At 48.8% G+C, this 13,669-nt stretch carries 10 protein-coding genes; 8 read left to right on the forward strand and 2 right to left on the reverse strand.

Annotated elements, in window-relative coordinates; all coding sequences use genetic code 11:
* From AB1656_27595 to AB1656_27605, 3 genes are all read left to right on the forward strand, one after another.
* Positions 1–2,793, forward strand: a complete 2,793-nt coding sequence (locus tag AB1656_27595; GenBank protein MEW6239164.1) for a hypothetical protein — start codon at positions 1–3, stop codon at positions 2,791–2,793.
* A 342-nt stretch (positions 2,794–3,135) separates the two neighbouring features.
* The gene (locus AB1656_27600) at positions 3,136–5,052 is read left to right on the forward strand and encodes a hypothetical protein (GenBank protein MEW6239165.1); all 1,917 of its coding nucleotides are present in this window, start codon (positions 3,136–3,138) and stop codon (positions 5,050–5,052) included.
* Positions 5,053–5,192: 140 nt separating this feature from the next.
* The gene (locus tag AB1656_27605; GenBank protein ID MEW6239166.1) at positions 5,193–5,882 is read left to right on the forward strand and encodes a glycosyltransferase family 2 protein; all 690 of its coding nucleotides are present in this window, start codon (positions 5,193–5,195) and stop codon (positions 5,880–5,882) included.
* A 67-nt stretch (positions 5,883–5,949) separates the two neighbouring features.
* On the opposite strand, the gene AB1656_27610 is transcribed toward AB1656_27605, so the two are convergent.
* Positions 5,950–8,196 (reverse strand): right-handed parallel beta-helix repeat-containing protein, encoded by a 2,247-nt coding sequence (locus AB1656_27610; GenBank protein ID MEW6239167.1) that lies wholly within the window; start codon positions 8,194–8,196, stop codon positions 5,950–5,952.
* A gap of 476 nt (positions 8,197–8,672) precedes the next feature.
* Between AB1656_27610 and AB1656_27615 the strand changes: the two genes are divergently transcribed.
* The 5 genes from AB1656_27615 (at position 8,673) to AB1656_27635 (ending at position 13,396) form a co-directional block, all read left to right on the forward strand.
* Positions 8,673–9,275, forward strand: a complete 603-nt coding sequence (locus AB1656_27615) for a nucleotidyltransferase family protein (GenBank protein MEW6239168.1) — start codon at positions 8,673–8,675, stop codon at positions 9,273–9,275.
* A gap of 204 nt (positions 9,276–9,479) precedes the next feature.
* Complete coding sequence (locus AB1656_27620; protein ID MEW6239169.1) at positions 9,480–10,244, forward strand: motility protein A; 765 nt, start codon at positions 9,480–9,482, stop codon at positions 10,242–10,244.
* Positions 10,245–10,443: 199 nt separating this feature from the next.
* Entirely contained in the window at positions 10,444–11,793 is a 1,350-nt protein-coding gene (locus tag AB1656_27625) for a Gfo/Idh/MocA family oxidoreductase (protein ID MEW6239170.1), read from the forward strand.
* Positions 11,794–12,029: 236 nt separating this feature from the next.
* Entirely contained in the window at positions 12,030–13,157 is a 1,128-nt protein-coding gene (locus tag AB1656_27630) for a hypothetical protein (protein MEW6239171.1), read from the forward strand.
* Between the two features lie 59 nt (positions 13,158–13,216).
* Positions 13,217–13,396, forward strand: coding sequence for a type II toxin-antitoxin system HicB family antitoxin (locus AB1656_27635; GenBank protein ID MEW6239172.1), 180 nt, complete (start codon positions 13,217–13,219; stop codon positions 13,394–13,396).
* Between the two features lie 100 nt (positions 13,397–13,496).
* Here AB1656_27635 and AB1656_27640 read toward each other — a convergent pair whose 3' ends face one another.
* The gene (locus AB1656_27640) at positions 13,497–13,652 is read right to left on the reverse strand and encodes an aminomethyltransferase beta-barrel domain-containing protein (GenBank protein MEW6239173.1); all 156 of its coding nucleotides are present in this window, start codon (positions 13,650–13,652) and stop codon (positions 13,497–13,499) included.
* Between the last annotated feature and the right edge of the window lie 17 nt (positions 13,653–13,669).

The following is a 13,669-nucleotide window of genomic DNA, read 5'->3' on the forward strand; positions in this document are numbered from 1 at the left end:
ATGTATTTTGTAAGAAAGAGATTCATCGTCGGTCTGGGAATATGGTTCGCGCTTCAAATCTCTTTTGTTTCTATTGAAGCGGCGTCCGCGCCGGAATTATTTGCAAAGGATGGCGCCGCCAAGCAATGGATTTGGCATCCCGATGTCGATCCCCAAGCCGCCAACCGGTTTGTCTATTTCCGCAAAGAATTCGATTTGGCGCAGCCGAATCCCAGCCTCCACGCCTATTTCGCGGCGGACGCCAACGCGCAGCTGATCGTCAATGGTAAGATTCTGCGCCGGAAAGTTACCCGCTATCACCCGCTGCATCTGCGTCCTGAATGGGTATTGATCGGGCCGTATTTGCATACGGGAAAGAACGTGATTCTTGTTCTTCATCATAATTGGGGCAAGATCAAAAATTTCCAACGGCAGGAAGAGCGCCGGGCGGGCTTGCTGTTCGCGGCGCAAGACGGATCGATCGTAACCGATTCCTCTTGGCGCTGCGCCGTAGCGCCGGAGTTTGTCCACCATGAGCAGCAGATTATTGGCGTCATCGGCGATCTGCGCATTCGCTTTCCCGTCATCATCGACGGCTCGCTGCGAGTGGACGATTTATCCAGTCCCGATTATAAGGAAGCTCCGCCATTGGAATGGAAGAACGCGATGCTTGTCGCCGATCCCATCTGGCGCATCGAAACGGATATTCATCCCCAGCCGCAACGGCAGTATTTCTTCCCCGTTCAACGAGTCGTCGCGGCGGGAACGATTCAATATCCTGCTGGTTTTTCCGCTGCGCCAAAGGCTTTGCGTGAAGATGCCGCCTTTACGGATAAGATGGATAAGGCCGTATACAATGTAGATGAGAAACGGACGAAATCCGCCGCAAAATTTCCTCTCGGCGAAGCGATCGTATTTGAGGGGCAACCTGGCGAGACGTTTTATACTACTTTCGATTTTCATCAGCCTGTGCATGGTTATCCTCAATTCGAATGCCAGACCAACGTAAGAGGAATCGCCGTTTCGCTGGGTTATGGCGAACTGAACGTCTCTCCTTTGGATGGAACCGATCATACCGATCCCCGAACGGGAAAAATCCTCACCCAAGGCGTCGTGGGAACGAATTATGGAGACCGCTGCCTGACGGCGGGGAAGGGAAATGAAGCCGTGGAATTTCCCGACGAACGCACCGCCCGGTATATGACGGTTCATATTACCTTTCCGGAGAATGCGCCCGCCATAAGCCGGTTAATCTTAAAGCGAATGGGATTCGTCAAATCGCAATATCCTGTCAATTGGCGCGGCAGCTTCGACGGCGGCGATCCCCGCATCGATCAGATCGTCCAACTATCCAAAATCCACGCTGAGATCACTATGAGCGATGTATACGTCGATACGCCGGGCCGCGAGGATGGACAGTGGCTGGAAGATATCCGCCTGCGGGCGAAAATCGCCGAAAGCTGGGCTGGGGATTCCGAGTTGCGAAAACTGACCCTGCTTCATGCGGACGAATGCAAGGAGGATGGAAAATTCCTCAGTTTCGCGCCGCAATCGTTCGTCAAACTTACGGGTTGGGATTGGGGGATGCAATGGATCGCCATGCTTCACGACGATTGGAAATGGAACGGCGCCGAGAATCCATCTTCCCTATCGCGGCGATTGTTTCCCTCGTTAGCGAACTATGTCAATCTTCTTTTGCAAAATGTGGATGAGGCGGGATTGTTCCGCAGCAGCAACGTTTTTGCCGATATCCGAGTAGGAGTTCATGCCCGCGAAGACCGCGATGTCAGCGTTATCGTCCATTGCTGGTTGATGGAGCGGCTGGCGATGGCGGCGGACATAGCTCGCAGCCTGAAGGAGGAAAAACTAGCCGGGGAATGGCTGGCCGCCCGTGAAAAAATGTTGCGGGCGTTTCATAAATTTCTTGTATTAACAGATGGGGGCATTACCTACGCCGCCGACGTCTATTACGATCAAGAGAAACGCGCCGCGGGCAAGAGCCAGGCGGCGCAGATTTCCGCAATCCTGGCGGGAGCATTTTCGCCGCAAGAGAACCATGAAATCCTCGATGCGTTCTTCCCCGCTCCCAACGGCCAGGCGCCGCAAGGGATAGCGCCTTGGAACAATCCCACCTATCTCTATCGCGCTTTGAAAGTCTTATCCAACAATGGTTTAGGCGGTCGCGCCTTGGCGCATTTGCTATGGCGCATGAGTTATTATCTGCCTTATTCTCCCAATAATCCGGCGAGTTTAAACCTGCAAGGTCCTTTGGGCGGTCCCTTGCCGGAATATTTCGTCTCGCATCAAGAAATGGAACTGCCAACTGGAGAAAAAAGTTCCGGCCAGCCCGGCGATCCCACCGGTTCGCATGGATGGAGCTCCGTAGCTCTGCAATGGCTGCACGATTCGCTCTTGGGGGTAACGTGGAGCCATGATAAAAAAGGCGTACCGGGCGCTTTAATTAACCTTGCGCCTATGTCGTTTGGCTTGCCTTACGTCAGCGGACATGTCATGACGCCTCAGGGTGAGTCATACGTTCAGTGGGAACCTTCGCGGCGCCGGTTGGAATTCGATCTGCCTCAAAACGTAATGGCTTATATACAGCTTCCTGAAGAGGATTCGTTTTGCTCCTTGCCGCCATCAAAGGGAGAAATCAAAAAAGATCCGCGGGGTTCGATTATTTTTGGAAATGGCTGGCGAATGACCGTCTGTCCGCACGGAAGCAAAATCGCAATGGCAGAAAAAGGTAAATTGCTCGTCAAAGGCGAAGGAAGTTATGCAATCGAAATCTCAAATGAGGGGGCGAAACCATAACTCTTTACAAAACAATAGGTAACAAGGTATTGTTTGCAGTTTAGCGCAGAAAATGGTTAGGAGTAATGCCGTAATCTATTAATAAGTAAAGATTTATATAAAAATTCCTACCGAAGAAATAAAAAATAGAGTATTTCGTGATTTTTAGGATATTATTAAAGGGATTTTTTGTTTAAAACGAGATAATGGAAACAATAAATTGCCAAAAAAAGAGATTAAAAAACTTTTCGATTTGTGAATATCTCCGTTGAAAAAGAAAGAGAAATTATGGTATATTACCTTTTCACGGGATTATAATTGAAATAAAATGGAGTAATTACGTAAAAACCGTTGGAGGATCAAATGCATAATAAATTGATAGGAATGACTCGCGCCGGTTTGTTTTTCTTCTTGGCGATTTCAGCGATGACTGTCTTGATCGGCGCTCCGGGAGAAGCATGGAGTGTTTCGGCGAGCGGCGAGGGACCATCCGGTTCTTTGCGCGCTTCCTTTATCACGCTCGTTGCGTTAACGGCGGAATCCCCGACGGAAACGCCTGTGGAAACTCCAACGGAAACGCCGACTCCAATGCCAACGGCGACGCCGAAAACGGAATCGCCTGTCGAGACGCCGACTGCTACGCCAAAGGCCGAATCTCCCACGGCGACGCCGAAAATAGAATCGCCTACAGCGACGCCAAAAGTAGAATCGCCTACTGCGACGCCTAAGCCGGAATCGCCCACGCCGACGCCAACTCCGAAAGTTGAGTCTCCAACAGCGACGCCAAAAATCGAAACGCCGACGGCGACTCCCAAACCCGAGTCTCCAACAGCGACGCCAAAAATCGAAACGCCGACAGCGACTCCCAAACCCGAGTCTCCAACAGCGACGCCAAAAATCGAAACGCCGACGGCGACTCCCAAACCAGAATCTCCAACAGCGACGCCAAAAATCGAAACGCCGACGGCGACTCCCAAACCCGAGTCTCCAACGCCGACGCCTAGTCCAACTCCGAAAGTAGAATCGCCAACCGCGACGCCAAAAGTAGAATCGCCGACCGCGACGCCGATCATTCCAACGCCGACTCCGACGCCGAAGATCGAAGCGCCGACTGCGACGTCTACGGCGATAGCCCCAACGCCAACGCCGGTGGTAACGCCTGTTCCAGGAACACCGACGGCGACGCCGAGACCAACATCTACGCCTACGCCATCATTCACGCCAACGCGGACGGCTACGAAAACGCCGACATACACTCCTACGCCGACGAATACGCCAACTCCGACGCCGCACGTCTTCGATAACTCCGATCAAGGCATCATCTTGCTTGACGGTTTCGGCGGTTTGCATGAAGTGGGCGATATTTCCGGATTCTACGATCTGAATGGAAACAGCGTCCTTGACGATCCAGCTACGACGCGAGGCCTCTTCCCCTATACTTCGCCGAAAGACGTATACGTCGACTTCAAGGTTTATATACAGGATAACGCCGTGAAGGCGGTGATGGCCGCAGCGGGCGATGGCCGCATTTATACGACTCGCTTCAACAAAGTCGGCGCCAAGACTACGTTAGAGAAGAACTTTATCGCCGACCTGGGAATTCGCTTTAACACGGTAGATGTATTGCGCGAAGTGGAATTCGACAATAACGCCAATGGCAACGCTTACTTCGCTTTATTGAGCGATGGAGCCGTATATCGCGTCGAAGGAAAGAGCGGCAAACCGCAATTGGCGGTTCGATCTTTCGCCGATCCAAGCGACAATCCGGCCATCGATCTGGAAATCCTGAAATCGTCGGGCAAGAATATTTCCGGTTATATTCTTACGGCGATGGGCGAAATCAAAACGTTAGGCGATGCGCCGGTTTTGGCTGGCCCGGTTTCGGATATTCCTATCTTCAAGAATATGGAATTGTATGGCGGCGGCGCCGTGTTGGCGGATGGATTCGGCGAGTTTTACACCGTCGTTCCGAAAGGCGCCAAACCTCTGGATATCCCGTTGCCTGAATTGGACTTCGGCATTTCTGTGTTGCAAGACTTCAAGATTCAGGTAGACGAATCCCATGCGGGATTCTTTGGCGGCGTCGGCATTATCGCCACGACGACGCTGGGAACGTTGCATACTTCCGGCGCGGCCGACTTCTTCCTGACCGCCGAAGGTCTGGCGCGGCGTCCCGATCTGGATGTCGTAACGCGGGCCGATGGAACCAAGTACATCGATTTGGGCATCAACTTCAATATCATTCGCGCTATCGAAATCTATATCATGAAGAATAACTAAGCGCGATCGATTATCTATACGAAAACAGATTTGGGGCGGCTATTTCGCCGCCCCATTTTTTTAAGTATTTTTATTGGAGACGGACTTAATTTATCGAAAGGCATCTTTCATCGAACAAATCGCAAGGAATGGTTAGCCCTATGCGTGTGGAAGCCGTTATTCCCGCCTTTAACGAAGAATCTTCTATTGCGAAGGTCGTCGCCGCCATTCCCCGCCATTGCGTAAACCGGATACTCGTCGTCGATAACAACTCAACGGACCACACCGCCGAAATGGCGCGGAAAGCGGGTGCAGAGGTGGTCTTCGAATCTGTTCGCGGCTATGGAAGCGCTTGTTGGCGGGGAGCGAGCGAGGCGGCGCAGGCGGATATTATTCTCTTTCTGGACGCCGATTTTAGCGACAATCCCGCCGAAATTCCTCTGTTATTGCAGCCGATCGAAGAAAATCAAGCCGATTTGACCATCGGGTCCCGGACGATAGGCCAGCGCGAAAAAGGCGCTCTACCTCTCCATGCGCTCTTTGGAAACCGGCTGGCTTGTTTTATCATCCGTTGGCTTTTCGGTTATCGCTTTACGGATTTGGGACCGTTTCGCGCCATTCGCGCCGATTCGCTGAAACAATTGAATATGCAGGACCGCGGCTATGGGTGGACGGTGGAAATGCAGGTGAAGGCGGTTAAAATGGGTCTTCGTTGCCGGGAAATTCCCGTTACCTACCGCAAACGCATCGGACGTTCGAAAATTTCCGGTACTATTGGCGGCAGCGTCAAAGCGGGGATTCGTATTTTATGGACGATTTTTCACGCTAAATTTCGATGGGAAAATAGTTAAGTTGTTAACATAAGATCGATAAGGCGATGGGAATGCGCAGGATAACTTCTTGAAAATCGAATGGCATTCATTTTTTTTTATTGGAAGATTCTCCACGATCCTTGATTTCTGTAGGGTAATTTTTGTTTTTATTTTTATATTTTTCTTCAATGATTTGTTGGTAGGATGATTTGCGCCTATCGTTCGATCTGATCATACGGCTGGCTGTGGGATTCAAAGGACTGTCGATTCGCTTGGCGTTTGGAAAAATATCTTGTGGAGCGGGTTCTGGTAGAGGTTTTTCCGCTGATTTTGGAGTCGGCGCTTGTTGTTTGTGAAATTTTTTAACTACATCAACGCCGTTCCCCGTCATTTGGTTAAATAATAATTTACATTTTGGACTATCGACTAAAACGATTCCGCTTTGCATGGGAGACGTCTTTTTGCCGTTTCCCTTAAGGGAATTACCAATGGCATGAACTTGAGATTCACGCACCATCAATCCCGCCGAACCATTCTTATTGATTTGGTTTTTGTTCAATTTACCCCAGGAATCATTAGTAAATAAAATTCCGGGCTGGGCGGTATTGCGTCCGTTGTTTTCGATCGCGTTGCCCGTTGCGTTTATAGAAAGAGCATTATCGGCGAAAACTCCCGAACCCCGGTTGTTTTTAATCTCACAGTCCATTATTTCCAAGCTGGATTGGCTCGTAACGATGACGCCGCAGCCGTCTCCGATGGAGCTGGTAATGATAATTTCTCCATTTTGCGTTACTTGGCATCGCTCCATCCGCACTTCGGAAAAATCTTTAATCATTACGCCGCCATACCCGCAGAATCGAAAATCGCTTTCTAGGATTAAAATGTTTTGGCTGAATTGGACGTTCATTCCTAGGCTGGGCGATTCGATGACCTTGCATTTCTCGCAGGTGATATTCTGTGATCGGTCAATAAAAATACAAGTATGTTTATCGCCAATGAAATCATTGCTTTGAAAAGTGAATCCTGAAATATGAATGTTGGAACAGTTATTAATCTCCAAGGGAATTCCCGAATCCGATTCGACGATTACCGTTCCATCGGGGTGAGATTCAATGGTGATATCATGCATTTGGGAGAGGATGATGGACTCATGATAGCGACCGGGCCGGATACTGATTACGCTATTTTCCCGCGCCAGGCTTAACGCTTCGGCGATGGTTGAATAATCCGCAAAAAAGTTCTCGTAAGCCAATCTCACGTTTTCAACTTGGGCGGGCCAATGATTTTTGATTTCATAATTTGTATCCGCGGGGGACGGCGAGGCGGGAATATCGATGGAGGAAAGAGGCGCGCCAGATTCAGGAAATGTCGTAAAGGACTGCTGGCGGGGATAAAGAATGGCGTTTTTCGACCAACGCAATTCGTAAATTGTTTGGGGTTGGGGAATGTTCTTAAGGATTTGTACTCCTTGGAAAACCGTTGTATAGCGGCCGAAGGCCGCCAATTCGTCGCGGATCGATTCCGAAATGAAAATCTGACTGCGGCCCGCTTTGTCCTGCAATCGTTTGGCGTAATTCAGGGCGTGGCACTGCATCAAGGATTTTTCTTGCCAATTGATTTTTCCGCGGTAGATTCCGGCGCTGCCTTGAATCAATATTCCCTTCCGTTGTTGAGGTTCGGAGGAACCATTGTATTTCGCCAGCGCCATGAAGGCGTCGATGGCTGCGTCTACGCAATCTTTCGAATTTTCAAAACATACCAGAATCTGATCCCCTCCGCTTAATTCTTCATAGCACGGATGGTATTTATGAATCTGATCTAAGCAGATTTTACGGAATAGGTCCACAATCTCCTGTCCCACGATGTCGCCCATAGTAGAAAAGATATGGCTGGAATCGCAGAGATCGACAAACATAGCCGTCCAAACGGGAAACTGGGCTTCGATTTGGCGTTCTAACTCTCTTTCTTTCTCCTTGATCGCCCTCAGTTTTTCTTGCAGCTGTTTTTTCTCTTCTAATAGATTCGAAATGGAATCGGCGGGAACTTGAGAACCTTCGATTATTTGAGGTTGGGATGGCGGTTGGGCGTTGTGAAAATCGGTGGATTCATTTGAGACAATGGGTTGTTCGTCGCCGCCGGGCGCGCTATGAAATACATTATTGATTGATTGTTCTTGCTGTTGAATAAAATGATATAATTGGCTCAGAAGGTCTTTATTGCGCGAATTTCTATCCAAAAACTCCGCTAATTTCAATAACGGCGAAAGACGGTCGGAAAGAGCGGCGTCTATTGATTCCGCATGGTTTAAAGAGTGGTCTGCGCCGCTGTTTGGGCGGCTCCCCCCATTCGGCATTATGGCATACCTTCGTATTTTTCCCCTGGAAGGGGATGCAATAAATATACATAAGATAATCTGCCTGTAAAATCATCATAACCTAAATTGAGCATTATTTCAAATCCAAATTTTAAAAAAATTTATTCAAGCCTTTTTTCTTTATGCGTTACGGAAATGCTGTTATCTTTACAAGCGAATTCAATTTTGACGATGAATGTTTTGGTATATTTTTACTATTCACACTTTCGGTTTTTCAATAGCGCATTAATCTCCTTGACTGGAGAGTGCGAAGTTCTAGTATTAAGTCCAATAAATTCAATGATTTAGTGGATTTGCAGTTTGATTATGCAACTATTTGATTTTTCAGTACTTACATTGAAGCCATAACAGAATTTCGCACTTACGAGCCCTTGAGATATTTCGAAAAAAATTAAACGCGAATATAAAGTGGAAAATGAAGTTTTTTTCTCGTTGCGAATAGGAAATCGGTTAACGTGACGAAGCCTTTGGGAGTCATCATTCTTGCCGCCGGCCTTTCCGAGAGAATGGGCGTCCCCAAGCCCCTTCTCCGCTTGGGGGAAAAGACTTTTCTCGAACGTATTTTAGCGAATCCTTTTCTGTCTCAATCCGATATAACCGTCGTCGTCGTCTTGGGTTTCGAGAAGGAGGCGATCGGCGCAAACTTGCCGTCTTTCGTTCATACGGTTGAGAATAAAGAGTTCCGTCAAGGACGAACCGGAAGTTTGCAATACGGACTAAGCGTACTTCCGCAGGAAGCGGAAGGCGCTTTTCTGTGGCCCGTGGATTGTCCTCTAGTTCCGGAGCGCGTATTGCGGGAGCTGGCGAATGCGCAAAGAGATGACAAGACCATTTGCATTCCCGCTTTCCAGGGACGCCGGGGACATCCGCCGCTGTTGGGAGCGTATTTCTTTCCCGAAATCCTGCAAATGGGGAAAGATCGATCGTTGCGGGATTTGTATCGGCGCCATCCGGAAGCGTTGCGTTATGTAACGGTGGCTTCGGAAGCCGTATTGCATAATGTAAATACGCCGGAAGAATTCGAGGTTGTAAAACGATACTTTGACAGGAACCAATAGAAAGGATGACTCTTGCTTATCCGCAGCCGTTTTTTTGACGAAAGCGTCTCGTCCGCTTTCGTTAACGAGATAGAGACCGCTTCATTCTCGCTCTAGTTCATTCCATATCGAAGAGATTTAACAGCATGAAGCGAGTCAGCATTGATTGTTGGCCGATTGGGATTAAAATCAAGAAAATTTATAAGGGTTTTATGAGTTCCTCTCATGGACATTGGAACGATTTTAGGATTAATCCTTAGTACGCTGATCATCATGTATACAATACTTCTTGGCGGAAGTATTGGTCTTTTTATCGATATCCCCTCTATTTTTCTGACTATTTTCGGTTCGTTCACCATCACCCTCATCAATTTTCCCGTCGCGGATTATATTGGCATGTTGAAGGTGATAAAACACGCCTTCTTTGTTGAATCGAGCAATCCCTTGGATATCATTGCCGTATTGGTAAGCAGCGCCGAAAGAGCGCGGCGGGAAGGATTGTTGTCATTGGAGGGATCGATGGACGAAATCGACGACGATTTCGTCCGCACCGGTCTGAGATTGGCCGTAGATGGCGTGGAACCGGAACTGATTAAGGATATTTTGCAAACGGAATTGGCATTCTTGGAAGACCGCCATAAATCCAATCAAGGCATTCTGGCTTATATGGCCACGATCGCCCCTGCGATGGGGATGATTGGAACCTTGATCGGATTGGTGCAAATGTTGAGCAATTTGAGCGATCCCAACGCCATTGGACCCTCGATGGCCGTTGCGATTTTAACGACGTTGTATGGAGCCATTTTGGCGAACGTATTATTCACTCCTTTGTGCAATAAACTGAAAGGAAGAACCGCCAGCGAAATCCTTCTAAAAGAAGTCATCATTGAAGGCGTTATGTCCATTCAAGCCGGAGACAATCCCCGCATTTTGGAACAGAAACTCATGGCCTTCATCCCCCCGAGCCAACGCCCTCCCAAAGGCGAATAAAATTCCACCTTCTTTTATCTTTTCTTTTTGTTTCCGGCGAATTACATTCGTTCGTTTCTATCGTTGTTGGATATTCGATAGGCGTTTCCCCAGCGAACGCATATTCTCGATGCTTCTCACCTGGAATAGAATTAGCGTTATAATGGAGGCGGATTTCTTCGGGAATTACGATAACGATCCAAATGGGAGGTTTTCATTCATGACGCGAGAGAATAAGAACGGAAAGACGAGACGCGCATTTATTCAGGATGCCGCTGTTGGGACTACGGCATTTGCGGCGATGACGGCCGCGCCCGCTTATCTATCCCACGCTCAACCCAACGAGACGATCGGCGTAGGGCATATCGGCGTCGGCGTGCGCGGCGGGGAGCTAGTGCTCCAAGTAGCCGGGGAGCCGGACAGGGGCAAGCCGGGAATCGAGAATGTTCAAGTTCGCGGAATCTGCGACATCTACAAGCCGCATCAGGACAAAGGCATCGATCGCGGCGGCAATCCCCAAGCCAAACGCTTCATCGATTACCGCGAGATGCTGGCGGATAAGGATATCGACGCCGTGGTGATCGCCGTGCCCGATCATTCCCACTCACCGCTGGTTATCGACGCGGCCAACGCCGGCAAAGACGTCTATATCGAAAAATGCTGGACCCGCACCCTGCCCGAAGCCAAAGAGATGCTGAAGGCGATCAAATACAACAAGACGGTCATGCAATTGGGACACGACCGCAGCAGCCCCGCCGCCATCCAGGCGGGCGATCTGATCCGCAAAGGGACTTTGGGTGAAGTAACTTTCGTGCGCATGGGCTGCTTCCGCAACCGCCCCCGCGGCCATGACGAATGGCGCTGGTATGGCTATTACGATATCTTCGACCGCCCCGACGAAAACATGGTGCGGGAAAACCTGGATTGGCCCCGCTTTCTGGGAACGGCGCCCTATCATCCCTTCAGCATGGAACGCTTTTGGCATTGGCGCTGCTATTGGGATTACGGAACGGGAATCGCCGGGGATTTACTCTCCCACGCCTTCGATTTTGCGCAATCCATCCTCAATATGGGCATTCCCCATTGCGCCACGACTTCCGGCAATAACAATTTGCTTCACGATGGCCGCGAAGCGCCGGATACGTGGAATACGGTTTTCGAATATCCAAAATTCGGCAAGGGAATGTCGATGTTGTTCTCCTCCATGTTCAACAGCCAGGCGCAAACGCCCGATTTGCATGAAGTGGAAATCCGCGGCAAAGACGCCCTCATGAAAACCAGTATGCGCGGATACGAGGTTTTCGCCGAAGATACGTCCTTGAAATTCAAGCCGGGCATCGACAGCGGCAAGATTAAAACCGGCGAACCTTTCATGCAATTCGATCCGCAGCAAACGCCGGAGCAACCCAGCCACATGCAGGATTTCTTCGATTGCATCCGCTCGCGCAAACAGCCGAAAGACAATGAAGACCAAGCATTCATCGAAGCCGTAGCCTGCATTATGTCGGTAGAGTCCTATTTCCGCAAACGAACGGTGTTTTGGGACGCGGACATCCAAGATATCGTTTAACCGCTCGAAATCATAACGAGCTTGACGAAAAAGCGGGGCTGGCAGGCTCCGCTTTTTGCGTTTATGGATATGACATTATTTTCGAATTATGTTACCATCCTATTTGCTAGAGTAAGGTGGAAGAAGCCGCGATTTCATAGAGCATAGGTTTCTTCTCTCCTATATAACCTGTTTGCGATCCTAAACGCCGAAGAAATGGCGCAGTGGATTTGCGCGCATGATGGAGGTTTGCCGTCATGACGACGAGAAACTATGTTAAGAGTCTGCTATTCATCGCTTTTTGTCTATTGCTATCATTGTTTTTCGCTACGATTCCCGCCGCACAAGAAGAGGATATACAACTATCGCCTATTGGCGCTTTGAGACTATCGAATCCTATAACTTACATGGCGGGAGGATCCTATGTTTATTGTCTCAATTCCTGCGTCCTTCTCATCGTCGATATTTCCAATCCTTCTGATCCGCAACTGGTTGGGAAATATCGCTTTTGCTATAACGCCAACATGGTAAGTGGACCGTTTTCGTCGCTGGCGTTGGAGTGGCCTTATTTGTATGTTCCCACCCAAGGCGGCTTTGATATTCTTGACGTCAGCGATGCGACGGCGCCTTCGCTGGCAGGAGAATATCGTTTTGACGATTTGGAGAACTATACACCGATGGGAATCATTTCTCCTGTAGGAATCATTCATGTGAAAAACGGCCGCGCTTTGATTTCCATTGCATGGGAAGATAGTTTAGAGACTATCGATGTTAGCAATGTAAGTTCGCCGCGCCGTTTGGGAAAAATTGCGATGGCGCCTTCTCGAAATGAATATATGCAGATTCTTTGGGACGGCGATTCGAACGCTTACGCCCTCTTAGGCATAAATCCTATTAGTGAATATTTGGGAGTAGAAACCCGCATCTTCGATCTGTCCTCATTCGATCGACCACGCCTAATAACAACTATTGCAACGCCCGGAGCAAAATCAATTTATAAAGATGGCGATTCGCTTTTTATCGTCGCGAAATCAACCAATACCTATAGATCAGCGACATCGACTATCCAAGTCTATCACATCGAAGAACCCAATTTCCCCAATCCCATTGCAACCCTCGGATACGACTTTATACCTGGACTTTTTTATCCCTACGGCCCTTATTTGTTTACGCGGAACTATTGGGATGGTCGTATGTTGGTTTTAACTAAAGAGAAAGAATCGTTAAGACTTGTCAAGGATTTTCCCGAGAGCATTACGCCGGAATATTTCTTGATTCATGGCGATCTGCTTATTGGCTTTAAATACGATTGGGAAGGGAATCAATGGTTGACTATTTACAACATTTCGCCAAAGTTATCGATTTCGGATTTTTCTTTATATTGATAGTGTATTAGTATACAATCAGCGAGAAGGATTCTCACGGAAGCGGGAGTGAAACCGTAATGGAATATAAAGGATATATAGGCATAGTAGAGTACATCGAAGACGCCATGATATTTCATGGAGAAATAGGCGGCATACGCGATGTCGTCACGTTTCAAGGAAAGTCGATGGAAGAGTTGCAACAGGCTTTTCAAGATTCCGTCGACGATTATCTTCAGATTTGCAAAGAACGCGAATAATTCCCGTTTGAGATTTGAACGTTTAAGGATTAGATAAATAGGTTTTTTATCCTGCCAATCCTGAAAATCCTGCCCATCCTGATTCTGACAAACAAACTAATCACCTTGTCTTTCCCATATTCCTATCCAACAGCAAAATCGTCCCTCCGCCCAAAATCCATTCGCCGGAGCATAAAACCAACGCCTGGCCCGGCGCGGCGCCGTATTGCGGCTCTTCGAATTCGACGGCGAATCGCTCCGGCGATATAGCCGCGATGCGGGCGGGAGCGGGGG

Source organism: Candidatus Omnitrophota bacterium (genome assembly GCA_040755155.1).
Lineage (GTDB): Bacteria > Hinthialibacterota > Hinthialibacteria > Hinthialibacterales > Hinthialibacteraceae > JBFMBP01.

Bases quoted from the DNA above. Each gene is read 5' to 3' on its own strand.
- AB1656_27595 (MEW6239164.1), top strand. From the start codon at position 1: ATGTATTTTGTAAGAAAGAGATTCATCGTCGGTCTGGGAATATGGTTC.
- AB1656_27600 (MEW6239165.1), top strand. From the start codon at position 3,136: ATGCATAATAAATTGATAGGAATGACTCGCGCCGGTTTGTTTTTCTTC.
- AB1656_27605 (MEW6239166.1), top strand. From the start codon at position 5,193: ATGCGTGTGGAAGCCGTTATTCCCGCCTTTAACGAAGAATCTTCTATT.
- AB1656_27610 (MEW6239167.1), bottom strand. From the start codon at position 8,196: ATGCCGAATGGGGGGAGCCGCCCAAACAGCGGCGCAGACCACTCTTTA.
- AB1656_27620 (MEW6239169.1), top strand. From the start codon at position 9,480: ATGGACATTGGAACGATTTTAGGATTAATCCTTAGTACGCTGATCATC.
- AB1656_27625 (MEW6239170.1), top strand. From the start codon at position 10,444: ATGACGCGAGAGAATAAGAACGGAAAGACGAGACGCGCATTTATTCAG.
- AB1656_27630 (MEW6239171.1), top strand. From the start codon at position 12,030: ATGACGACGAGAAACTATGTTAAGAGTCTGCTATTCATCGCTTTTTGT.
- AB1656_27635 (MEW6239172.1), top strand. From the start codon at position 13,217: ATGGAATATAAAGGATATATAGGCATAGTAGAGTACATCGAAGACGCC.